Here is a 23,500-nt window from a genome sequence, read left to right as displayed (position 1 = left end):
TAACTTGGAATAGGAAGGGAAAGCAACTACAAAATTTCCTGCATTCTCCATGTAAGCCCTTTATTTCGTCTTCGGCGCTAGCGCTTTCTTCACACTATTTCCAAGAATTAATAGGAGAACTAGTATCCCCAACAATAAGAGCAGTCTCCCTTTATACTTCTGAAAATGAAATAAATCGTGCGCAATCATCGATTCTAAGAAAACGATTGGGAACTTCCCTAATAAAGTACCCCAAAGAAAATCACGAAATTTCATTCGCGTTAAACCCGCGGAGAAATTAACAGCAGAAGAAGGCAATATCGGAATTAGACGCCCAATCAAGACATAGAAGAAGCCGTGTCTTTCCATCCGCTTACTGAATTGTGTAACCAACGGAAACCGCTCTAATTTCTTTTCTACCCAAGCATGTCCATAATAGCGAGCAAAATAAAAAGAAGCAATCGCACCTAAGCACGACATCACATAATTTACTAAAAACCCCATTTTAATCCCAAATATGGCAACGTTAGTACCCGCTACAAGAACGAACGGAATAAACGGAAAGAACGTTTGGAAGAAAATCAAGCTCATCCCAATTATTTTGCCAGGCCAGCCAAAATCCCTTAAATGTCCGGACAATTCACGCAAGTTACTATGTGCAAGTTTGATGCCTACAGGATTAAAGAAGAAGAAATAAATCAAGGCAATGAGCACAATAAAAATACAAATAATCAGTCCTGTACGTTTACTTTTAAATGCCGACAAAATTCGACCATCCTCCCTTAGACCAAATCATTGTAACATGTTACAACAGGTTCAGGAAGAGCAAACAAATGATCGTCATTCTACCCTTCACCTAGCTGCGCTAAAAGGAAAAATGCTCGTCCGAAGACAAGCATTGTAAGCGTCAACCGATTTGAATTTGATTGCGGCCGTTGTGCTTGGCCTGATAAAGTGCCATATCCGCTCGGTAAAAGAGAGATTCTACACTGATCTTATCTTCTTCCCAATTCCAATCCGAAACGCCGCAGGACACCGACACTTGAGGTTGCGTCTCTTCAACTACACGTCTACGAATACGCTCAGCAATCCGAATTGCCTGATCCTTAGATACTTGGGGCAAATAGACAGCCAGCTCTTCTCCGCCCCATCTCGCCGCGATATCCATCTCTCGTATACTTGACTTAATGATCTGACTGACATGAATGAGGATCTTATCACCAATTTGATGGCCATATGTGTCATTTACCTTCTTGAAGTTATCAACATCAACGATGATGAGTGATCCGCAGAAATCTTTCTTTTGCATCAAATTCGCTTGTTCATCCAAATAATGTCGAGCATGCAGTCCAGTCAAATTATCCGTAATCACCATACGCTTCACTTCGGCATGTAAGGAGGCGTTCGTCATCGCTAGCCCAATATGGCTGGATAACACCTGCAAAAGCTTATAATTATCATATGAGAAAAAATTAGGCAAACGATGCACAACAAGGATTACTCCTTCAACGTTACCGTTTACAAGGATAGGAGAACCAATAAGTGAGCGCGAATTCGTGCGCTGCATCAAGCTTGAGCTTACCTTATCATTACTCCAATAGTCCGAAATAATAATCGGTTCCTTCGATGAATAAATGAGCCCTGAGAAACCTTGATCAAGCGTAAATGTCTCATGGAACATGGCAGGTAAGTTAGTGGCTTGAACAACGAGTTGGTCACTATCTTTGGAGTTTTGAAGAATGCAACTATAATCAGCACCGAAGATGCTTAAAATTTCACTTGAAGCTGAATTGAAAATCTCATTTAGACGTAAACTTTGATTAAGTTGTTTTGTAATTTCATTAATGAGGCGCAGTTCGTTGATCATGAGATTCGACTGTTCGTATAGCTTCGCATTCTCAAAAGCGGTGCCCGCCGAGTCTGCCAACAGCGATATGAATTGCAAATCCGACGCATCGATCAATTGATCTGTGAACTCCATGTACAAAACGCCATACACGCCTTGTTTCCCCGACAATGGTGCCGCGATATTGCCTGAACTCGAGGTGCTGCCGTTTGTGGTTGGTTCAAAAATGACTTGCCCTTCCATGAACGCCCGCGTTCGAATATCAGACTCTGTCCGTTGAAAATTCAAGGGTTTGACGGATACATTCGTTGAGTCATTATCCTGGGATAGAAGTAAATCAACACGCGTATTAGGATATACCCGACCCATGCAATCAATAACTTCAGTCAATACGGCGTGTACGTCATTCTTCGCAAGGAGCTTCTTCGAAGCTTCGAACAGAACCACATGCTTCTTAGCTTCCAATTCCTTCATATGGTGAAGACTATTTAAACGATCGTATTGTCTACGTTCCTCCACATACAGTAAGGAACTTTGAAAAGAAAGTGCTAGACTATATAACAATTGTGTCAAATTTTCCATATTTAGAAGAGACTGGGTAAAAAGACCTAAATAGAAATGAATTTTCCCATAATTATCCAATACGGGTGTAACCGCAATAAAATGACCCGTAAGCTCGCCTATGTGACAGTCATCACCAGCTGACAACTGTAAATGACCTGCACTTTCACACCGAGCAAGTGGATTATCTCCACGAACTTCAGCACGCCAAGAAGTACCTGGCTGCAGATAGTTAACCATTGAAGGCATATCATTCGAGCACGAGTCGACCACACAGAGCTGCTCATTTACGCATAACAGCGCCGTTTGCGAAGGAAGCATGTTCGGACCGAACTGTTGATACCAGTTCTCAAATGCTTGATGTAAGTTGAAGGTTACCTGCAAACCCTCGTTAGAAAAGTTGCCAGAAAGTATAAAGCCTTTCCGAAGAAAAACATCAAAGTGTTCTGCTCGACTATGCTTTTGTATACTGCGAAGTTCACTCATAGGCTCTCCTTCACTCACTAACAATAGTCCTCAAGTACCAATTTAAAACTGACTTTCTTCTATCATACTATTTTTTTTCATCTATTGCACGATATTTTCCTCTCTTTGGGATGATGAGAGACTTGACACTTGCCCCTGTTTTTAATAAAATTAGAAGTCGAGTAACACCATGATTTCGGTGAATGCCCAATGTGTCACCCTCACTGCTTTTGCTCCTGACAAGACAGCGGCTGAACTCTCTTGACAGGGAATCACATTATGATTCATTAGCAAAATCGGGCACATGACTTCACCCTGACATCTAGATGCTATTACTAAACTAATTGTCATGAGAAGGAGTTTTCCCTAAATGTCACGTTATACAGGACCTAAATTTAAACTAAGCCGCCGCGTTGGTATTTCCTTGAGCGGTAACGGAAAAGACTTGAAACGCCCATTCCCTCCAGGTCAACATGGACCAGGACAACGTAAAAAAATGAGCGGTTACGGTGTACAATTGAACGAAAAGCAAAAACTTCGTCATATGTACGGTTTGAACGAAAAACAATTCCGCAACCTTTTCGACAAAGCTTCCAAGCTTAAAGGTATTGCCGGTGAAAACTTCATGGTATTGCTTGAAAGCCGCCTAGACAACTTGGTTTACCGTCTTGGTCTTTCCAATTCCCGTGCAGGTGCACGTCAACTCGTTGCTCATGGTCACGTAACTGTGAACGGCAAAAAAGTTGATATCGCTTCTTACATCGTATCCACTGGTGATGTTATTTCACTTCGTGAAAGAAGCAAAGGCCTTTCCACTGTGAAAGAAGCTCTTGCTAACCGTAACTACCTTCCTACTTACCTTGAGTTTAACGACGCAGGTCTAGAAGGTAAATACATCCGTTTACCAGAACGTTCCGAGCTTCCACAAGAAATTGACGAGAAACAAATCGTCGAGTTCTACAGCCGTTAATAAAAGCAACCCCCTTAGGGATTTCCCTAAGGGGGTTATTTTGTTGCCTGAACTTAAGCAAATTTCACAAGGAAGTAATTCTTTTTACCGCGGCGAATAATAAGATAAGAATCACCAAGTCGACCCAGTTGCTGCGTAGTCGCTTCAAGATCCGTCACCTTCACACCATTCACCGTAACCGCTCCACTTTCAATGTCTTGACGTGATTGGCGTTTGGATGGCGAAGCACCTACAGAAATGAGAAGATCAATCAACGCAACATCTTCTTGTTCTAGTGTCGTTGAAGGTACATCCTTGAAAGCTTCTTCGATTTCTTTGCGCGATAGCGCTTGGATATCACCACTGAACAAAGCTGCTGTAATGTTAAGTGCACTCTCCAGCGCTTCTCCGCCATGTACAAGCTTCGTAACTTCACGTGCCAGCACTTTCTGAGCTTCTCTCTTCCCTGGCTCCGCTGCCACTTCAGCTTCAAGTCGTTCAATTTCTTCCTGGGATTCAAATGTAAAATACTTCAGGAATCGGATAACATCATTGTCCGCTGTCCCCAACCAGAATTGGTAGAACTGGTATGGTGATGTTTTGTTAGCATCCAGCCAAATAGCTCCGCCTTCTGTTTTACCAAACTTCTGCCCATCACTCTTCGTAACTAATGGCAAAGTCACACCGAAAGCACGACGGTCACTTGATTTCCCAATTAGTTCAAGCCCTGCAGTAATATTCCCCCATTGGTCACTTCCACCAATTTGCACGGAACAATTCTTTGTTTCATTTAATTTCAAGAAATCATAGGATTGAAGGATCATGTAACTGAATTCTGTGAACGAAATCCCTTTCGTGATACGCGAGTCCACCGAATCCTTTGCCAACATGTAATTCACGGTAAAGTTCTTCCCTACATCTCGCAGGAATTCAATCACGTTCAAAGAACCTAACCAATCGTAATTGTTTACCAGTTCTGCACTATTTTCAATGTCCGTTGAGAAATCAAGGAAACGTGAAAGTTGATCCTTAATACTTTGCGACCACGCTTCAACAACCTCAGGCCCATTCAAAGTACGCTCATTGGCTTTACCACTCGGATCACCAATAAGTCCTGTTCCACCACCAACCAACGCCAATGGAACATGCCCAGCAAGCTGGAAGCGTCTCAAGGTCAAAATCGGAAGCAAACTGCCGATATGCAAACTATCCGCTGTCGGATCAAAACCGCAATAGAGGACAACGCGTTCTTCGCTCAGCTTTTTGTCCAAACCTTCTCTGTCTGTAATTTGATGCAGCAACCCGCGAAACTCTAAATCCTTCAGAATACTCATGTAAAACCATCCTTTGTTATAAAATGAAAAACAAAAAAAGCCTTCTAATCCCAAAGGGACGAGAAGACTTGACTCGCGGTACCACCCTAATTAAAACAGCAGCTGCGTACTTCTATGACATAAGTCGTAGAAACGATGTGCTATTTTCACTCAACAACCGATAACGAGGTTTAATCGGTAAATACTACTTGTGCAGGCACATTCCTGCAGGTTCCCATTTACTGCTCAAGACCGTAATTCACTAACCTGCAGGTACCGGTTCACACCCTCCACCGGCTCTCTGAAAGCATCCACAAGCTACCTACTGCTGATCCATCTACGCATTTGTACTTGTTATAACACAGGATTCCGATGCTTGTCAAACCTAGAACCGAAGCTTTCTCCCTTCAGCATTACCGCAAAAGGTGCAATTATGGTATACTATTAGGGTTCATGTAAGGAGGATATTGGAACTTATGCGCAATTTTTTCGCGAAATGGAATCGCCCCTGGGTTAGAACAACGTTAAAAGTAACAGGTATTACCTTAAAATGGGCCATCATCTGTGTCTTTTTGGCTGGCTTGTTAGGTGGATCCGCCGCTTTCGGATATGTCAGTGCACTTGTCAAGAAAGATCCTGTTCGTAGTGAAGAAGCGATCCGTCAGCAAATGCAAGAAAATGCGATCACGGGATTCGCCTATTTCAATGATGATGCTGTCATTGGCCAATTACGAACAGAAGAAGATCGTCGTCTTGCACAACTTGCCGATATCCCGCAAAACCTGCTAGACGCAGTCCTCGCCATCGAGGACAAGGATTTCTACAACCATCGCGGCATCGATTTTCGCGGACTCTACCGCGCGGTTACGCAAAAACTTCTTAATGAAGATGTGCAAACCGGTGGAAGTACAATCACGCAACAGCTAGCTAGACGTGTTTTCCTTACACTAGATCGCGATGACGGCCGTAAAGCAAGAGAGCTGCTGCTTGCACTTCGGATGGAACGCATCATGTCGAAGGACGAAATTTTACTTGCTTATCTCAACAAAATCCCTTATGGCAATGGAGCGACTGGCTACAATCTATATGGCATTAAAGCCGCTGCCAAAGGTCTGTTCAACATCGATGACTTAAACAAATTAAATATTGCACAAGCTGCTTATTTAGCAGGATTACCACAATCTCCATCGCAATACTCAGCATTTACAAGTAAGCCAACCTTCGATGAAGAAGGCTTCAAAAAAGCAGTGATACGCCAGCAACTAGTATTGAAACGAATGATGGAAGAAAACAAAATTACGAATGATCAATATCAAGATGCCTTGAAATTTGATCTCAAAGCTTCCATGCCCGCAGCAGCACAGAAGGCATATACAACCTATCCTTATCTGATGATCGAGACCGAACAGGAAGCAGCCGAAATCTTATTGAAGATTCAACATCCTGAACTTGATCCGAAGACGAACCAAGCCGCATATAATGAAGCACTCAAAAACATACATACACAACTATTGCGCGGCGGGTATCAGATTTACACCACCATTGACAAAACAATCTATGACTCCATGCATGAAATTTCGAGCAATGATAAGAATTTCGCACCAACGGATGAGAAAAAAGGCGGCATTGAACAAGTCGGCGCCATCATGCTCGATTCCAAAACCGGAGCCATTAAGGGCATGATTGAAGGCCGCGATTTCTTTGATGAGCAGCTGAATCATGCGACACAAGCTTATAGACAGCCTGGATCTACGATGAAGCCAATTGCGGCTTACATCCCTGCTCTCGAAAAAGGTGTCCTACAGCCAGCTACGATTGTGGATGATATTCCTATTATTTTAAAAGATGGCGTGAAAGGCTTCCATTTACCAGAGAACTGGGATCATAAGTTCCATGGACTGATGACAGCTAGAAGAGCCCTGAATCAATCCTATAACATTCCAGCCATTGATGTGTTTCTTAATAAAGTGGGAATTACACAAGCATGGGACTTTGCTAGAAAGCTCGGTATTACTTCGCTAACCAAAGAAGACAATGCCGCACAGACAGGGGTTATTGGCGGTTTAAGTCGCGGGACCTCGGTCAAAGAATTAGCAGGCGCTTATGCCTCCATTCCGAACAAAGGCGTGTTCAACGCCCCGTACTTAATTCGTGAAATCAAAGATTCGAATGGCAAGACAATTTACGCACATGAACAGAAGCCGCAAACGGTATACTCACCGCAAAGTGCTTATCTCATTACAGATATGATGAAAACGGTCATCAGTAACGCTAGCCAAGGTACGGCTACTGATCTTATGAAAAAGTTTAAATCGTATGGCAAAATCGAAATCTCAGGAAAAACAGGTTCCACACAAGATGATGCCGATGCTTGGTTCATGGGCTTTACCCCCGATGTCACAGTCGGTGTCTGGATTGGGTATGATCAGCCGATTAATAAGCTATCATCCAAAACAGGGCAAACCAATCATGCCAAAGATATCTGGGCTCTCATTTTGAACAAAACGATCGAACAAAAGCCAGAGTTATTCCCGAACAAAACGTTCGCAAAGCCTGATGGCATCGTTTCGGCCACGGTCTCCAGCTTATCTGGCATGCTGCCTAGTGAATTAACTACCGGCTCAGAGCACCTGGTCACCGATATTTTCAACAAAAAGTATTTGCCTACACAAACAGATAATGTCATGGTTAAAATGAAGATCACATCGCTAAATGGGCTCAATTATGTCGCTCAAGAAACGACACCTGCTGATTTCGTATCAGAGAAAGTCGTGATTAAGCGCCAAAAATCAATCACGCAATTATTAAAAGAAATCGAAGATGCGATGCAAAAGCTTCCTGAGAAAAGCAGAAAGCCTATCGATTTCTATAAGCCAACTGATTATGACGTAGATGCTCCTTCCGAAGTCGATCCAAGGGCTGACGACGGGAAAGTACCTCCTGCACCTCAGAACGTCGTGACCGTCAAATCCGGTGATACAGCGACAATCACGTTCCAACCGAACGCGGATGGGGATATCGTAGGTTATCGTATTTATCGTTCGGATAATCAAGGTAAGTTCCAGCTCATGGGTGGAAAAGTCGTGTTCGCAGGTGGTGAGGCGAAGTTTGTAGATCAACTTCAAACAGCCGCAATTACAGGCTACTACGTGACAGCTGTGGATGTAGCTGGCAAAGAATCGCCGCCAAGCCGCTCCTCGTATACAGACGGAAGCACCCTCGATTCCTTAATTCTTCCTGGAGTCGATAGCAATGGCAATCCTTTGAAAGATCTCTCCTCGCCTTCGCCAGGACCAACGAATGGCGGAGCAGGCACAAGCACAGGCAAACCACCAGCTAAGGATGCTCCTGCTGCCCCAACGGGCATTAAGGCCAAAGCTGAAGAAGCTTCACTCGTCCTGACCTGGAAAGCCAATGAGGCCAAAGACAAGGTCAAACAATATGTCGTGTATTTTAGCGATAAAGAAAAAGGTACGTTCACGAAGCTAGGCACGGTTGAAAACGGCACAGAATTCCATTACTATGCAGCTGCTTTCAATGGGTTTTACAAAGTAACAGCCATTAATGAAGCTGGAGAATCTAAATTCTCAGCTACCATCGCCTATAACAAATAGCAAAAGAAGAACTTGACAGCCGTCAGGTTCTTCTTTTTTTTGCGTACACAAAAAGCTTCCTCCGAACCAAACTAGGCACGGAGGAAGCTTTCAATGAAACGAATTAATCTTCAATCGTTGACAGGTCACCTGTCGGTAGGTTTAACTCCCAAGCTTTAAGCACACGGCGCATGATCTTTCCACTGCGTGTTTTTGGAAGTTTGTCTTTGAATTCAATCTCGCGTGGTGCTGCATGCGCTGATAGACCTTCCTTCACGAACTTAGAAATTTCTGCTTTTAGTTCGTCGGAAGGAACAAAACCTTCACGCAACGCGATAAATGCTTTAATGATTTCCCCACGCATTGGGTCTGGCTTCCCAATAACTCCTGCCTCTGCTACCGCTGGATGCTCAACAAGCTTACTTTCTACTTCAAATGGACCCACTCGTTCACCGGCTGTGTTAATAACGTCATCAACACGGCCTTGGAACCAGAAGTAACCATCTTCGTCTTGATAAGCGGAATCTCCAGAAACGTACCAGCCGGTCAAACGGAAATACTCTTCGTATTTGGAAGGATTGTTCCAAATTTTACGCATCATTGAAGGCCATGGAGTTTTGATAGCTAGGTTCCCCATGCGATTAGGAGGCAGAACGTTACCCGCATCATCAATAATAGCTGCATCAACACCTGGAATTGGACGTCCCATGGAACCTGGTTTAATCGTCATGGACGGATAATTACAGATTAACTGACCGCCTGTCTCTGTCATCCACCACGTATCGTGAATACGTTGGTTGTAAACCTTCATTCCCCATCTGACTACTTCTGGATTCAATGGCTCACCAACGCTCAATACGTGGCGAAGCGCTGACAAATCGTACGCAGCCGAAACATCGTCACCAGCCCCCATCAACATACGGAAAGCCGTTGGCGCACTGTACCAAACCGTTACTTTGTATTTCTGAAGTGTATTGTACCAGTCCTGTGGACTGAAACGTCCTCCACGAATCACATTCGTTGCGCCGTTCAACCAAGGAGCAAAAATTCCGTAGGAAGTTCCTGTTACCCAACCTGGATCAGCCGTACACCAGTAGATATCATCTTCTTTAAGATCAAGAACAATTTGACCTGTATAATAGTGCTGAAGCATGGCATTTTGAACGTGGAATACGCCTTTCGGCTTTCCTGTTGATCCAGATGTATAATGAATAATTAAGCCATCTTCACGGTCCAACCATTCAATTTCAAGTTCTGTAGAAGCACTTGCCATTTCTTTATGATAATCAACTTGTCCTTCGCCAAGCTCAATGTTCTCCCCAACAAGGATTACGTGCTTCAAATGAGGAAGCTCATCATAAGGCACTCGTGAAAGTTGGCTAGGAGTCGTGATAATAGCAACAGCTTCGCTGTCTGCCAGACGATCTCTCACCGCGGTTTCCATGAACGCTTCAAAAAGCGGTCCAACTACAGCGCCTACTTTTAGCGATCCAAGTAAAGAATAATACAGTTCAGGTGTCCGCGGCATGAAAATGAACACTCTCTCGCCTTTGCCGATACCTAGATTTCTCAGGACGTTACCAAATTGATTCGATCTCTCTTTCATTTGACCAAATGTAATGGCCTCGTCACGCGTGCTGTCGCTGTAATACAGGGCAATTTTATCCTTCTTCGCGCCTTCCGCATGGCGGTCAATGGCTTCATATGCCATATTCACTTTGCCTGTTTCGTACCAGGAAAAGTTTTTCTCGATGTCTGCCCAATTAAAAGTCGCATGTGTTTGTTCGTAATTAGCCATGTTTGGATTAAGGGATACTGATTTAATGAGTTCATCTTTAGTTTGATCCATAAACGTAAAACCCTCCTCACGAAATAAACCGCTTTCACTTTACTGATGAATTCGAGCAAAATGTGATCGATTTTTGACATGTTCTATTATAACACACTCAGAATATTTCGCCTATGTTTAAGTTTTGCTATGATTTCAAACAAAAGTTTGGTATAAAAATACTATGAAACCTAGTAAAGGAAACGCTCATCATGCTGTTTTTTAGAAGGAGAGCCAAGGTTATGCAGCATATCAAAATTTATCACTCACAAAGCTTGCGCAGTGCTCCCGATCAACCTGAAATTATTATTGAGGGCCCCGTTCCACAAGAAAAACTGCAGGAACTTATCATGCACGAGAAGCTCGATGCTTTCCGTCGCCCCAAAGAACAGCTCGAAGCCCTTATTGAGATAGCCGGATTACCTGAAGGGCGGATCATTCTTGCAAGGGACGGATCTACGATAGTTGGTTACGTCACTTTCCATTATGCAGATGAAATTGAGCGATGGTCGCAAGGAAACATGAAAGATCTCATTGAACTCGGCGCCATTGAGGTTGCGGATGATTATAGATCGATTGGTTTAGGCAAAAAGATGATCCAACTCGCTTTTGAAGGCGAGCAAATGGAAAATGTCATCTGCTTCACAACGGAATATTATTGGCATTGGGATTTGGAAACGAGTAAATTAACGGTTTGGGAATATCGTCAAATGATGGAGAAGCTTATGAAGAGCGTCGATATGATTTGGTTCGCTACTGATGATCCTGAAATATGCTCACATCCCGCCAACTGTCTCATGGTTAGAATCGGGAAACAAGTACCTATCTCCTCGATCGAGCAATTCGATCGCGTGCGGTTTCAGCAGCGTTTTATGTATTAACTCAAGGAGATGTAAACAGCAGCAGTACTTCAAACGAAATTGTTAACCAATTCGGGGGAATTTGGAAAATGAATATGAAGTTTACGCATCCTGTGTTTATCTATGATGATCAAGAAATTCAGTACAAATTTAATGATACGCATCCCTTCAATCAGGACCGTCTCATTATGACAGTTGATCTGCTGCGTAAGTCTGGCTCGCTTCCAGACAATGCGGTACTCACGTCTCGCTCAGCGACGGATGCAGAACTCTTGCGGGTGCATTCAGCTACTTATATCGAGGCAGTGAAAGCGCTAAGTGATCCTGCTCCTGAAGAACGATGGGTCCGGGAGGCAACTCGCTTTGGGCTCGACACCGACGATACACCATACTTCCCACAAATGCATGACATTACAGCAAAGGTCGTAGGCGGTTCTATCCTGGCTGTAGACCTCGTGATGTCTGGCCAAGCGCCACATGCCTTACACTTAGGCGGCGGCCTCCATCACGCCCTGCAGAGCAAAGGTGCGGGCTTCTGCGTCTATAACGACGCATCTGCGGCAATCGCTTACGCCAAAGAGAAGTACGGCGCTAAGGTGCTCTACATCGACACAGACGTTCATCACGGCGATGGTGTACAGTGGAGTTTCTACGCCGATCCGCAGGTCGGCACGCTGTCCATTCATGAGACGGGGAAATACTTATTTCCCGGCACAGGGGCTGTGAATGAGCGCGGAGAAGGCGACGCTTTCGGGACTAGCGTGAACATCCCGGTGGAGCCCTACACCGAAGATGATTCCTGGCTGGAATGCTTCAGCGAGGTGTTGACCGAGCTGATCGCCCGCTTCCAGCCGGACGTCATCATCTCTCAGCATGGCTGCGATGCCCATGCTTTCGACCCGCTCGCGCATGTGCATTGCTCGATGCGCGTGTACAAGGCCATGCCCGAGCTTATCCATCGACTTGCGCACCAGTGGTGCGAAGGTCGGTGGGTCGCGCTCGGCGGGGGTGGGTACGACATCTGGCGTGTCGTACCGCGCGCTTGGAGCCTGCTCTGGCTCGTCATGAGCGAGCAGGCGGTCTTGAGTCAGCTGGAGGCGGAGCCCCAGCTGAGGCTCCCCCAGGCGTGGCTGGACGCCTGGCAGGATAAGAGCCCCGTCCCACTCGTGGAGACGTGGCTCGACCCGGTTGAAGCCTGGGCGCCGATTCCAAGGCGCCAGGTGATCACCGAAAAGAATCGGCAAACGAAAGAATTAGCCATGATGTATTTGAAATAACACGCAGTTCATAAAAAAAGCTCAGAACCCGCCATTCGGCGTTGCTCTGAGCTTTTTTCATTACCGTGGAACTTACAGCTGCTTCACCATATCTTCAACCATTTTATACGAATTCTCCGAGGCAATCACCGTAAATTCCGCGAAATTCACATGTGCAGAACCATCCGCTTTATCAGACATGGAGCGTAATACAACATATGGAATGCTGTTCATGGCACATACTTGAGCAACGGATGAGCCTTCCATCTCGACACAGACGCCATTCAACTCTTGATAGAGGCTAGCAACAACATCTCTGCTTGCAATGAATTGATCCCCAGAAAGCACTCTTCCCAGCTTCACTTTGCCTGCAAACAATTTTTCACCAGAAGCAACTGCAAGATCTACTAGTCTGCGATCAGCTGCGTATACGGAATTGTCTGCATAAGGAATGACACCGCGTGGAAATCCAAGTGCTGTTACGTCCATATCATGCTGAACGCATTCGGTCGAAATAACAAGATCTCCGATTTGCAAGTCAGGATCAAGCGCACCAGCTACGCCAGTAAAAATCACCGCCTCAACACCAAACTGGTCAATCAGGATTTGCGTAGTAACCGCAGCATTTACTTTACCCACACCTGTGCGACATACGACGACATTTTTGCCAAAATAAGAACCTTCACGGAACGTAATGCCGGCTTTCACCGTTTCTTTGATATCTGTCATGTGAGCAACGAGCAGCTCAATTTCTTCATTCATTGCGCCAATTAGGGCAATTTTATTCCAAGTCATCTGTGTATCCTCTCTCTCTTCTACATGAGAAAACCTCTACCGCGCTGCTTCCAGAGTGGAAGCACACGATTAGAGGTTCATTTTTCATTTAAGCTTTAACCGAATGACGGTTAATAATTTCATGCGGCAAAATAACTTGCATATTATCTGTTGATTCTTTATTCATCAATTTGGTCAAAAGACGCATCGACACAGCTCCGATATCATACATCGGTTGAGCTACCGTCGTCAATGTCGGTCTTACCATGGATGCCATACGGATGTTATCCACACTGATTACGGCAATATCTTCAGGAACACGAAGACCATTATCTTGAATGGTATGTATGGCACCAATGGCCATTTCATCTGTTGCCGAGAAAATCGCGGAAGGTTTTGGCGAAAGTTCCAGGAAGTAGTTCACCGCATCCACGCTTGACTCGTATCGATAATTACCAATGCGTACATACTCATCTCTCAATGGGATGCCAGCCGTTTCAAGTGCACGCTTATAACCTTGGTATCTAGCGAAACCATTCGCAGGATCCTGCAGCGTTCCTGAAATCATAGCAATGTCACGATGTCCAGCTTCAATCAGCACGTTCACTGCGTCAAATGCTGCCGCCTCATGATCGATATCGACGGAAGCCATCGCTTGGTTCTCATCCTTTGTGCCACATAGAACAACTGGAACTGACGAAGTGCGGAAAGCTTGAATGTGCTCTTCCGTTACAACACCACCCATGAAGAGAAGTCCGTCTACTTGTTTTTCGAGCAACGTATTGATAACACGAATTTCTTTCTCTTTCTTCTTGTCCGCATTACACAAAATAATATTGTAATGGTACATATTCGCAATATCCTCAATACCACGCGCTACTTCAGCAAAAATGGAATTGGAGATATCGGGAATTACTACACCGACAGTTGTTGTCTTCTTACTTGCTAGACCTCTTGCTACCGCATTTGGGCGGTAACCTAATCGTTCAATGGCTTCAAAAACCTTCTTACGGGTTTGCGGCTTCACGTTGGGGTTATTATTGACGACCCGAGAAACGGTTGCCATGGAAACGCCTGCTTCTCTCGCTACATCATAAATGGTTACGGTCACGGTTGCTCTCTCCACTCCACAAAGTATTCTGCGAACCTAGTATATTATCGTTATGATACGACAAATTAATCCATCTTGCAATGCAAAATGAAAATGCTTTGAAAAAAATTTCATTTTATTTTCAAAAGAGACACAAATAGAATAAAAGCCAACCTCGAATCGAGATTGGCCGCCATTTTTTAAGTAGAAATTGCGCTTTGAGTGATTTGTGATAACCGTTTTCGAATTTCATCAGCCCAAGGTTCGTCGCCTAGCGATTGAGCTAGCAACAGGATGTCCAATAGCTCATTAATTCGTTCCTCAACAATTTTCTCCATCGAATCATTCATACGCTCTTTTTCTGTTACCTTCAATAGCAGAAAGGCAATCTCCGATACTTCATGAAAGAAGAATTGTTGCTTTTCTGGTTTACTTCCCAGTCTGCCGATCAGACCGGTCAGTTCAGGTTTAACGTGAGGCACAACCTCACTCCGTCCACAGGCCTCACAGGAATAGATAGGAACATTCTCAATATCTACTTTACTTTGATAAATAACCGTGCGCAGACGAAGGTTCATCGTGCGTCCGCACTTACAATACTTTTGCATTCTAACACTCCTTCACTGACAGGCGGCATGTACATTAGTTGCTTGTACTAAGTTATTCTACGATGCCTTCAGATTTCCTTCTGAATATCGCATAGTAGTTTTTGCCACCTTTGGGAGCGGAGTCTTACTTTGCCTGTTGTTTACTGTAAGCGATAACTTCTTCTACAAAACGTTTAGAAAACGCTGGAAGATCTGGTGGTCTACGCCCAGAAATGATATTACGATCAACAACCACTTCTTCATCGACCCATGTTGCGCCCGCATTTTCAATATCATCGCGAATTCCTGGTGTTGACGTCATTGTGTAACCATTCACGATTTTCGCTGAAATTAATACCCAGCCTGCATGACAAATTTGCGCAATAGGCTTCACATCCGCGTGAAACTCCTGCGTCAATCGGAGTACATCCGCATAGCGGCGAAGCTTATCAGGCGCCCAACCGCCTGGTACGTAAAGTCCGATGTAATCGGAAGATTTCACTTCATCAAAAGCATAATCCGTCGTAATGGGCACGCCATATTTCCCGTGATATACCGTTTTGGCTTTAGGACCCACGATATCTACAGTTGCTCCAGCTTCGCGCAAACGATAGACCGGGTACCACATTTCTAAATCTTCAAATTCTTCATCAACAAAAGCAAGCACCTTCAGACCAGCTAATTCCATACTAATTACCTCCTACAATAGATTCAGTTTGTTCGATTTGCTCGGTTTGAGCAAGAAGTTCTAAGATTTCGTCACTGGTTTTGCATACTAAAATGCGATCCACTAACGCTTTGCATGTCGCGGCATCACTAGAAAGCAAGCGGTGCTTTACCTGTAAGAGCGTCTGAACGGATATGCTGAGCTCTTCTATACCAAGACCTAGCCAAATCGGCAAAGCTCGAATATCTCCTGCCATTTCCCCGCACACGCCCACAGGGATGCCAACACGCTTGCCTGCATCGATTACTAATTTGAGTAATCGAATTACGGCTGGATGATAAGGATTATATAAGTGCGCGATATTCTCGTTCATTCGATCGACTGCCAACACATATTGCACTAAGTCATTCGTACCGATACTCATAAAATTCACTTCACTTGCAAGCACATCCGCAATAATCGCAGCAGCAGGCACTTCGATCGTAAGACCAACTTCAATATTCGGATTAAAAGGCACACCAAGCGAACTTAGTTCCACCTTTGCTCTTTCTAAGTGCGCTTTCGCCTGACGCACCTCTTCAATGGACGTCACCATCGGATACATGATCTTCACATTGCCATAATAACTTGCTCGTAAGATCGCTCTTAGCTGCGTCAAGAAGAGATCCGTTCGATCCAACGAAATCCGAATCGCCCGGTAGCCCAGGAAGGGATTATCCTCTTTGGCAAGCGGCATGTAGTCAAGCTTCTTATCGCCGCCAATATCCAGTGTTCGGATGACAATAGGACGACCTTTCAGTGACATCGCGGCGTGACGGTACACTTCAAATTGTTCATCTTCACTAGGTAACGAATCCCGGTCCATGTATAGGTATTCTGTTCGGAACAGCCCAACACCGGAAGCACCATTTCGCAGCACTTGATCAATTTCCATGACCGAATTAATATTCGCATGCAAATGAACCAAGCTTTTATCCAACGTCAGCGGAGCCACATCAGCAATTTCTTGCAGACTTTCTTTGAAATCCAGCCAGTTTTTCTTACGGGCCTGATAACGCTCGATGGTGAGCTTATCCGGATTAATGTACAAGGTCCCTTCTTGCCCATCGATAATCAGGAAATCACCATTTTGAATAGGACGAAGCAACTTCCCTTCTAGCCCTAGTACATAAGGAACAGACATGGCTCTAGCCATGATGGAAACATGCGAATGCGTGCCTCCTAGAATGGTCAGAAGTCCTAATACATTCGTAGGATCCAGGTGCGCAAGCTGGGAAGGTGTAAGCTCCTTCGCAACTAAAATGTAGGGGTGATCAATTGGCGGCACTGTTGTGCTCGTATCCCCTAATAAATGCTTCAGCAGACGATTACCTACATCTTTAATATCCAGTGCACGTTCTTTCATGTATTCATCATCAATCAGATTAAACATACCTACGAATTTATCGATGACTTCTTTCACCGCAACTTCTGCGGCTTTGTACTGCAATTCAATAATCCCTTGAATCTCATTCATAAAAATAGGATCTTCCAAGATCGCCAAATGCGCATCAAAAATATAGGCTTGTTCTTGCCCAACAACCTCTTTGATCTCTTGCTTGATTAGCTCTAACTCATCCTTGGAATGGCGAATCCCATCGTATAATCGCTCGAATTCGTAAGCCAAATCCGTCACATCAATCATTTTCTCTGGAAAATCCCATTCCCACGTTGGAATTACAAAAGCCTGCCCCATCGCGATTCCCGAAGACGCACCTACACCTCTAATCATCCGTTTGTCCCCCCCTCGGATTTGGTTGGCTTAAGGACTACGGACATAACAGAGCCTTGGCCTTTCTTAACTGGTTTAAACGGAGCAAAGCTCCAGGATTTCACAATATCTGGATTCGTAATAATCATCGGTGTAGCTAAGGAAGATGCGAATTTCTTCACTTTGTTATAATTGAATTTGACCAACAGTTGCCCTGCTTCCACACGATCGCCTTCCTTCACCACCGCATTAAAGCACTTACCAGGTAAGCTGGATGTATCGATACCGATATGCAGCAGAACTTCCAGTCCTTCTTCCGTCAAAATACCTAGCGCATGCATTGTCGGGTAAATATGCATGATGGTACCTGCAACCGGAGAAACCAACTCTCCTTTTTCAGGAATAAAAGCAACACCATTTCCGACTAGTCGCGAGGCAAAGATGCGATCTGGTACTTCTTCAATCGGGATCATACGTCCCTGCATAGGGGAAGTAAACAAGACGACATGAATATCTTTGCGCAATACTTTCATAATTTCTTCACGTATAAGCTCTGAAAATGTTCCAAACACGACTTGAACATTGCCTCCTCCAAGACGTATGACGCCTGCTGCTCCTAAGTGTCGTAATGCCGTGATGTCCATCAGACGATCATTGACAAGTGTCAGTCGCAATCGAGTAATACAGGCCTCAATCTTCTTAATATTGTCTTTCCCACCAAGTGCCTGCAAAATTAACGGAGAACGATACGGGATGTCTCCTGCCCACTCTTCTAAAGAAGAGCCTTCTTCCCTGCCAGGTGTAGGTATGCGGAACTTCTGTATCGCCCATCGAAATAAGAAATAATAAAGTAAACCGTACACCAGCCCAATCGGAATCAACAATAAGCCATTCGTAGACAAATGCAGATTAATAATGTAGTCAATCGCACCTGCTGAATAAGAGAACCCGTGATGGATATTCAACTCATAGGCAATCCACATGGCAACCCCCGAAAGGATGGCATGGATAACAAATAAATAAGGAGCCACAAAAAGAAAGGCAAATTCAATCGGCTCTGTTACACCCGTTAAGAAGGACGCCAACGCCGCTGTAAGGAATGTAGCCTTTATTTTGGGCTTCAAATCCTCCCTAGCTTCTCCTATGATCGCGAATGCAATGGCAGGTAAGGCAAACATCATGATGGGATACAAACCTGCCATATACATGCCTGCTGTCGGATCGCCTGCAAAAAATCGCGGTAAATCGCCGTAAGCATATTGGCCAGACGGTGTTTCATAAGCGCCCACCTGAAACCAAAAAAAGTTATTCAAAATATGATGTAGACCAGATGGCACCAACAGACGATGTGCAATGCCGTATATAAAAGCACCAAAGCCGCCTAACCCCAGTAATCCACTTGATATTTTACCCATTAATGTCTCTAAATAAGGTCCAATCCCGATCATTATATAAGAGACGATGAGCGTTGCGAGTCCCATGACGAGCGGAACCATACGGGGTCCGCCAAAAAATTGTATGTACTCTGGAAGCTTTATTTCTTTGCAGCGATGATAGATGATTGCGGCCAGTAAGCCGATCAAGATCCCGCCAGAAACACCTAATTGAAATTGCGTACCCAACCCATGCTCGATAAGTCGGGTAAACATAAAATACCCTAGCATCGCAGATAGACCAGCAATTCCGGCACTTTCTGTTAAGCCCAATGCCACACCCACAGCGAAGATAATAGGTATATAATCAAAGATTGTATTTCCAGCCAATGACAGCATATCCCCAAAACTTGAAGCATGTATGACATCCCAAGGTAAATCCCCTAGACAAAGCAGCACAGCAGCAATAGGAAGCGCAATGGTAGGCAGCATTAAGGAGCGGCCAAGCTGTTGTAAGTTCCCCATCCAGTTCAAACGAATGCTAACCTCCTAAAAGTTTTCATCAGAAAACTGACTTCGTAAGCATCTTACATGAATAAATTCAAAAGAGTATCTCTCTAATCATAAGATTCTCTTTTCAAATCGTAAAGCTTGTTCGTCCTTTTGTCAAAAAAAATAAGCAAATCATGGGTTCCTATCAGCTTTTTCAACATAGTAAACGTAAAAGTTGACTATGTCACCTGAAAGCTGTCATACTTTACCTGTACCCTATTTCAAGATCCAAGGAGGAACACACTTATGTCTTACGATGTTATTATTATTGGAGCTGGACCTACTGGTGCAAGTGCAGCACTTTTCACTTCAAAGGCTGGCAAGAAGACGCTCGTGATCGACAATGAGCAAAGCGTTACGAAGCGCGCATGGATCGAGAATCATTACGGTGTAGAGGCCATTGCCGGACCAGATTTAGTTGAAATCGGTAAAAAGCAAGCCGCTAAGTTTGGAACCGAATTCGTCACTGGACAAGCAACGCAGCTTGTTAAAAGCGATGATGGTTTCCAAGTTTCCACGGAAAATGGCACTTATGCAGGGAAACATGTCATTCTAGCAACTGGCTTATCCGTTGAGCTAGCCGAAGCAGCAGGTATCACGACGAAAGCAGGAACAGAACCGCGGATCAAATCCATCGTTGATTGCGATGCACAAGGGAACACTAGCCTAAAAGGTGTATGGGCAGCGGGAACGACAGCTGGTGTCAGCATGCATACCATTATTACGGCAGGTGACGGCGCTAAGGTCGCTATCAACGTCATCAGTGAGCTGAATGGCGCTCGCTATGTTGATCACGACGTTCTGAAAGCTTAATTTCCATTGATAAGAAAACCGCTAATCGATTGCCTTCTTAGGCGTATCAATTAGCGGTTTATTTGGTTTACACAGCTTGCCTTAATTGTTACGTGGATTCAAAATGGCATCTTCCACTTTGATACAGCGATCCATTATGACTTCTAAGCCTGCCTCACTAGCAATACGTGCAGCTTCTTCGTTTATGATTTCTAATTGCAGCCAAAATACTTTTGCGCCAATCTTAACAGCTTCTTCGGCCACAGGCACTACTGTTTCGGCACGACGGAACACATTTACGATATCCACAGGTTCTGGGATGTCAGATAAAGAGGCGTAACATTTTTCACCAAGAATTTCTTCAGCATTCGGATTGACGGGGATAATCCGATAGCCGCGGCTTTGCATAGCTGCTGCTACCATATAGGACGTGCGATCTGGTTTATCCGATAAGCCAACTACAGCAATGTTCCCTGCATTAGCAAGTATTTCTTTGATGTGTTCCCTGGACGGATTCTCAAATGTCATATCCAACACTCTCCTATTTATTCAAGTAAGTTAGACCTTGTTTCCCCATGGCAGACCACGTCTCCACAAATTGGGCTTTGTTTACTTGTATTTGCTTCTTACCATTCAATGGATCATTTAAGTATACATTGGACTCATCGAATCCAACAAGAACAACAGCATGCTCCGAGTATGTCGTCTTTAGTGGACCGATCGGGGTATCCCAAGTGACCCATTTGTACGGTAGATTGTAATCAATCGTCGTCCAGACAATAACCGGAATCCCATGCGCCACTTGCTGCTCGTATAGCTCAAAAGGTTCCCCCGTTATATTAATAGCTTGAGGGATATACGTTTTCAAAAGAGGGAACAATCCTGCAGCATAAATGCCGAAACCTCTCTTCTTGCGGGTTACATCACCAACGAAACCGCTATTGGGATTGCCCCAATACGTGATGTTACCATTGGCATCCAGTGTGGCTGGTGTGGAATCTGTCGGCATTTCGGCGACTAGCTCCATCTTCGTTTTGTACACGCCATAGAACTGTAGCAGCATCGTGAGACTAGTGATCTCACAACCAGCCGGCAGCTCAGGCAGCTGACCAAAGATAGGAACATCCAGCATCGCTGATTTCGCTTGTTCAACAGCGGGCGACGGTGATGGCTTCACAGTGGCCTTAACCGTAGCGGCGGGCTTATCAACTGCTAAGACTACTGGGCCAGACGCGAATAAGGCTGGTTCTTTCCCGGTTGCCTTCGCATATAGCAGGACAGCAAATACACTGCTTGCAAATGTAAGACCAGCTACGAGAAATAATCCAAACGTCACCTTCAATCCTTGCCAAATAATCCTCATGCTGACTCACCCATTCATTGTAATTGAGATTCTAGGACTCACTCACAAGCTCAACCTGTGCGCCAATCGAGCGCAGGTGATCAAAGTATTGTGGGTACGACTTAGCCACGTGGTGGGCATCTCGAATCGTTAATCCCTTCTCAGAGCGAAGACCTACCACCGTTAATGCCATGATGACCCGGTGATCAAAATGCGCATTAATCTCTACGCCGCCTTCAACACCTTGAGGCTTCCCATGAACAATAATTTCACTCTGACGTTCTTCTACATCAGCTCCAGCTTTACGGAGCTCATTCAAGTAATCTGTGATACGATCACACTCTTTATACCGCAAGTTCTCAACATTGTAGAACCGCGATGTTCCTTCTGCAAACACAGCCGCAGCAACCATAGCAAGAACTGCGTCAGTGAAATGATCGCCATCGAATTCTCCAGCAACTAGGCGCTGATTCCCACGAACATGTACGACGCCATTATCGTGTGTTAGATCTACGCCCATAGCCTTCAGAACATCGACACACGCTTTCTCACCCTGCTTGCTGTTTTCTTCTAGACGAAGCACACGAACATCTGAGTTTGTCACTGCTGCAGCAGCAAGAATTGCTGCAGAGCCTGGGTAGTCACCTTGGATGACATATTCTTTGGCCTCATAAGATTGTCTGCCTGGAATACGATAGTGCATCAAATCTTCACTTGCATGCACGATAATACCTGCTTGTGCCAATACTTCAAGCGTTTGACCCACAATAATTTTGGATTTCAAATCATGCAAAACTTCAATTTCCGTATCTTCTTCAAGCAGCGGCGTCATGAACAAGAGGGAGCTCAGAAACTGCGAACTCACATTCCCAGAAACGGTGATTTTGCCACCGCGAGGTTGTCCCCCTTTAATAGTTATCGGCAAACGACCGTTATTATGTAGTACTTCTATCCCCATTTGTTGCAAAGTATCGATTAAATCATCATGAGGACGTTTCCCCAACGATTCCGGATACGTATTTACGAATGTAACTTCTGGACAGAAAGCAGCGGTAGACATCAAAAAGCGAAGCACAGCCCCAGCATTGCCAACATTCAATTCAGACACATGCTTAGGGTTCTTACCAAATCCTGTGATGACAATTTTCTCATCATCTTCTTCTATAATCGCTCCCAAATCACGTACGCAGCGTCTCATCGCATCACTGTCTTCACTATGAGCTGGGTAATAGATGGTGCTTGTCCCATTCGCTAGTGCCCCGATAAGCAAGTAACGTGTCGTATAGTTTTTGGAGGATAACGCATTAATTTCCCCTTGGAGATGGGAAGTTGGTTTTACGATGGCTTTCATGTCGTTTGTTAACTCCTTCGCAAGTAGTTTATATGTATATCCCGCAGAATGAATGCTAAGAAAACACGCTTCAGCAGGATGATAGAGATCAAATATTTATTGACAGTGTATCATACGAAATGTAACTTGGAAACCTTCATCCCTTACAGGCTAATCGTCAAAAAGCTAGATAAAGTAACGCTTCGTTTGACATCTCGGCGTTAAATTTCTATCATACTAAGTAGGGAGATTTCTTCCGTAAATACAAACAAGGAGGCGCATCATGGATACGATTCTACCATCCGAAGTCAAAACAAGACTTGCACAAGGTGAACATTTAATACTTATCGACGTTCGCGAAGATGAAGAAGTAGCAGAAGGTATGATTCAAGGCGCCATACATATTCCATTAGCCCAATTACCAGAGCGCCTTAGCGAGATTCCACAAGCAGATGAAGTCATTCTCGTATGTCGCAGTGGAAATCGCAGCGGACGCGCACTTGGTTATTTAGAAGCCAATGGCTATAAAGGACTCAAGAACATGACCGGCGGCATGTTGGAATGGGAAGACTAAGCTGAATAGCTTGTCTTCT

19 protein-coding genes and 1 other annotated feature are annotated in these 23,500 nt (G+C 44.6%); of the genes, 6 read left to right on the top strand and 13 right to left on the bottom strand.

Annotated features, from left to right (window positions below; genetic code table 11):
- Nucleotides 1-60: 60 nt before the first annotated feature.
- On the bottom strand, nucleotides 61-744 hold the full coding sequence (locus tag J2736_RS13215) for a TVP38/TMEM64 family protein (protein ID WP_310227222.1): 684 nt from the start codon (nucleotides 742-744) through the stop codon (nucleotides 61-63).
- A gap of 142 nt (nucleotides 745-886) precedes the next feature.
- The gene (locus tag J2736_RS13210) at nucleotides 887-2,872 is read right to left on the bottom strand and encodes a diguanylate cyclase (RefSeq protein WP_310227220.1); all 1,986 of its coding nucleotides are present in this window, start codon (nucleotides 2,870-2,872) and stop codon (nucleotides 887-889) included.
- Nucleotides 2,873-3,221: 349 nt separating this feature from the next.
- Between J2736_RS13210 and rpsD the strand changes: the two genes are divergently transcribed.
- A complete protein-coding gene (gene rpsD / locus J2736_RS13205) occupies nucleotides 3,222-3,821 on the top strand; it encodes a 30S ribosomal protein S4 (protein ID WP_310227218.1) in 600 nt (199 codons plus the stop codon).
- A 53-nt stretch (nucleotides 3,822-3,874) separates the two neighbouring features.
- On the opposite strand, the gene tyrS is transcribed toward rpsD, so the two are convergent.
- Entirely contained in the window at nucleotides 3,875-5,134 is a 1,260-nt protein-coding gene (gene tyrS, locus J2736_RS13200; RefSeq protein ID WP_310227216.1) for a tyrosine--tRNA ligase, read from the bottom strand.
- Nucleotides 5,135-5,185: 51 nt separating this feature from the next.
- Nucleotides 5,186-5,462: a binding site (T-box leader), on the bottom strand.
- Between the two features lie 127 nt (nucleotides 5,463-5,589).
- On the opposite strand from tyrS, the gene J2736_RS13195 reads away from it, so the two are divergent.
- A complete protein-coding gene (locus tag J2736_RS13195) occupies nucleotides 5,590-8,727 on the top strand; it encodes a transglycosylase domain-containing protein (RefSeq protein WP_310227214.1) in 3,138 nt (1,045 codons plus the stop codon).
- Nucleotides 8,728-8,830: 103 nt separating this feature from the next.
- On the opposite strand, the gene acsA is transcribed toward J2736_RS13195, so the two are convergent.
- Complete coding sequence (gene acsA / locus J2736_RS13190) at nucleotides 8,831-10,555, bottom strand: acetate--CoA ligase (protein ID WP_310227212.1); 1,725 nt, start codon at nucleotides 10,553-10,555, stop codon at nucleotides 8,831-8,833.
- A 221-nt stretch (nucleotides 10,556-10,776) separates the two neighbouring features.
- Here acsA and J2736_RS13185 point away from each other — a divergent pair, with 221 nt between their 5' ends.
- Together J2736_RS13185 and J2736_RS13180 are read left to right on the top strand one after the other, a co-directional pair.
- Nucleotides 10,777-11,415, top strand: a complete 639-nt coding sequence (locus J2736_RS13185; protein ID WP_310227210.1) for a GNAT family N-acetyltransferase — start codon at nucleotides 10,777-10,779, stop codon at nucleotides 11,413-11,415.
- 68 nt (nucleotides 11,416-11,483) lie between these two features.
- Nucleotides 11,484-12,671 carry an acetoin utilization protein AcuC gene (locus J2736_RS13180; RefSeq protein ID WP_310227208.1) on the top strand — a complete coding sequence of 396 codons (1,188 nt, stop codon included), beginning with the start codon at nucleotides 11,484-11,486 and terminating at the stop codon, nucleotides 12,669-12,671.
- A 72-nt stretch (nucleotides 12,672-12,743) separates the two neighbouring features.
- Here J2736_RS13180 and J2736_RS13175 read toward each other — a convergent pair whose 3' ends face one another.
- The 6 genes from J2736_RS13175 to J2736_RS13150 form a co-directional block, all read right to left on the bottom strand.
- Nucleotides 12,744-13,445: a 5'-methylthioadenosine/adenosylhomocysteine nucleosidase gene (locus J2736_RS13175; protein ID WP_310227206.1), complete on the bottom strand. Its 702-nt coding sequence runs from the start codon at nucleotides 13,443-13,445 to the stop codon at nucleotides 12,744-12,746.
- An 88-nt stretch (nucleotides 13,446-13,533) separates the two neighbouring features.
- Nucleotides 13,534-14,535 carry a catabolite control protein A gene (ccpA, locus tag J2736_RS13170; protein ID WP_310227204.1) on the bottom strand — a complete coding sequence of 334 codons (1,002 nt, stop codon included), beginning with the start codon at nucleotides 14,533-14,535 and terminating at the stop codon, nucleotides 13,534-13,536.
- A gap of 179 nt (nucleotides 14,536-14,714) precedes the next feature.
- Nucleotides 14,715-15,122 carry a hypothetical protein gene (locus tag J2736_RS13165; RefSeq protein WP_310227202.1) on the bottom strand — a complete coding sequence of 136 codons (408 nt, stop codon included), beginning with the start codon at nucleotides 15,120-15,122 and terminating at the stop codon, nucleotides 14,715-14,717.
- A 124-nt stretch (nucleotides 15,123-15,246) separates the two neighbouring features.
- Entirely contained in the window at nucleotides 15,247-15,789 is a 543-nt protein-coding gene (locus J2736_RS13160) for a type 1 glutamine amidotransferase domain-containing protein (RefSeq protein WP_310227200.1), read from the bottom strand.
- Between the two features lies 1 nt (nucleotide 15,790).
- On the bottom strand, nucleotides 15,791-17,539 hold the full coding sequence (gene ptsP / locus J2736_RS13155) for a phosphoenolpyruvate--protein phosphotransferase (RefSeq protein WP_310227198.1): 1,749 nt from the start codon (nucleotides 17,537-17,539) through the stop codon (nucleotides 15,791-15,793).
- Complete coding sequence (locus J2736_RS13150) at nucleotides 17,536-19,425, bottom strand: glucose PTS transporter subunit IIA (RefSeq protein ID WP_310227196.1); 1,890 nt, start codon at nucleotides 19,423-19,425, stop codon at nucleotides 17,536-17,538. Before J2736_RS13150 ends, ptsP begins: the two co-directional genes overlap by 4 nt.
- Before the next feature lie 264 nt (nucleotides 19,426-19,689).
- Between J2736_RS13150 and J2736_RS13145 the strand changes: the two genes are divergently transcribed.
- Complete coding sequence (locus J2736_RS13145; RefSeq protein WP_310227194.1) at nucleotides 19,690-20,256, top strand: NAD(P)/FAD-dependent oxidoreductase; 567 nt, start codon at nucleotides 19,690-19,692, stop codon at nucleotides 20,254-20,256.
- A gap of 81 nt (nucleotides 20,257-20,337) precedes the next feature.
- Here J2736_RS13145 and J2736_RS13140 read toward each other — a convergent pair whose 3' ends face one another.
- From J2736_RS13140 to aroA, 3 genes are read right to left on the bottom strand one after another with little or no spacing between them, the layout of a single operon-like run.
- A complete protein-coding gene (locus J2736_RS13140) occupies nucleotides 20,338-20,763 on the bottom strand; it encodes a CoA-binding protein (RefSeq protein ID WP_310227193.1) in 426 nt (141 codons plus the stop codon).
- 13 nt (nucleotides 20,764-20,776) lie between these two features.
- Nucleotides 20,777-21,598 (bottom strand): C39 family peptidase, encoded by an 822-nt coding sequence (locus J2736_RS13135; protein WP_310227191.1) that lies wholly within the window; start codon nucleotides 21,596-21,598, stop codon nucleotides 20,777-20,779.
- A 31-nt stretch (nucleotides 21,599-21,629) separates the two neighbouring features.
- On the bottom strand, nucleotides 21,630-22,928 hold the full coding sequence (aroA, locus tag J2736_RS13130) for a 3-phosphoshikimate 1-carboxyvinyltransferase (protein WP_310227189.1): 1,299 nt from the start codon (nucleotides 22,926-22,928) through the stop codon (nucleotides 21,630-21,632).
- Between the two features lie 262 nt (nucleotides 22,929-23,190).
- On the opposite strand from aroA, the gene J2736_RS13125 reads away from it, so the two are divergent.
- Entirely contained in the window at nucleotides 23,191-23,481 is a 291-nt protein-coding gene (locus J2736_RS13125) for a rhodanese-like domain-containing protein (protein ID WP_310227187.1), read from the top strand.
- Nucleotides 23,482-23,500: the final 19 nt, after the last annotated feature.

The sequence above is a fragment of the Paenibacillus qinlingensis genome, from assembly GCF_031455095.1.
Classification (GTDB): domain Bacteria; phylum Bacillota; class Bacilli; order Paenibacillales; family NBRC-103111; genus Paenibacillus_E; species Paenibacillus_E qinlingensis_A.
Note: the sequence above shows the minus strand (reverse complement) of the source record. Positions and strands in the feature narration are given on the sequence as shown.

Bases quoted from the DNA above. Each gene is read 5' to 3' on its own strand.
- J2736_RS13210 (WP_310227220.1), bottom strand. From the start codon at position 2,872: ATGAGTGAACTTCGCAGTATACAAAAGCATAGTCGAGCAGAACACTTT.
- rpsD (WP_310227218.1), top strand. From the start codon at position 3,222: ATGTCACGTTATACAGGACCTAAATTTAAACTAAGCCGCCGCGTTGGT.
- tyrS (WP_310227216.1), bottom strand. From the start codon at position 5,134: ATGAGTATTCTGAAGGATTTAGAGTTTCGCGGGTTGCTGCATCAAATT.
- J2736_RS13195 (WP_310227214.1), top strand. From the start codon at position 5,590: ATGCGCAATTTTTTCGCGAAATGGAATCGCCCCTGGGTTAGAACAACG.
- acsA (WP_310227212.1), bottom strand. From the start codon at position 10,555: ATGGATCAAACTAAAGATGAACTCATTAAATCAGTATCCCTTAATCCA.
- J2736_RS13185 (WP_310227210.1), top strand. From the start codon at position 10,777: ATGCAGCATATCAAAATTTATCACTCACAAAGCTTGCGCAGTGCTCCC.
- J2736_RS13180 (WP_310227208.1), top strand. From the start codon at position 11,484: ATGAATATGAAGTTTACGCATCCTGTGTTTATCTATGATGATCAAGAA.
- J2736_RS13175 (WP_310227206.1), bottom strand. From the start codon at position 13,445: ATGACTTGGAATAAAATTGCCCTAATTGGCGCAATGAATGAAGAAATT.
- J2736_RS13165 (WP_310227202.1), bottom strand. From the start codon at position 15,122: ATGCAAAAGTATTGTAAGTGCGGACGCACGATGAACCTTCGTCTGCGC.
- J2736_RS13160 (WP_310227200.1), bottom strand. From the start codon at position 15,789: ATGGAATTAGCTGGTCTGAAGGTGCTTGCTTTTGTTGATGAAGAATTT.
- ptsP (WP_310227198.1), bottom strand. From the start codon at position 17,539: ATGATTAGAGGTGTAGGTGCGTCTTCGGGAATCGCGATGGGGCAGGCT.
- J2736_RS13145 (WP_310227194.1), top strand. From the start codon at position 19,690: ATGTCTTACGATGTTATTATTATTGGAGCTGGACCTACTGGTGCAAGT.
- J2736_RS13140 (WP_310227193.1), bottom strand. From the start codon at position 20,763: ATGACATTTGAGAATCCGTCCAGGGAACACATCAAAGAAATACTTGCT.
- J2736_RS13135 (WP_310227191.1), bottom strand. From the start codon at position 21,598: ATGAGGATTATTTGGCAAGGATTGAAGGTGACGTTTGGATTATTTCTC.
- aroA (WP_310227189.1), bottom strand. From the start codon at position 22,928: ATGAAAGCCATCGTAAAACCAACTTCCCATCTCCAAGGGGAAATTAAT.
- J2736_RS13125 (WP_310227187.1), top strand. From the start codon at position 23,191: ATGGATACGATTCTACCATCCGAAGTCAAAACAAGACTTGCACAAGGT.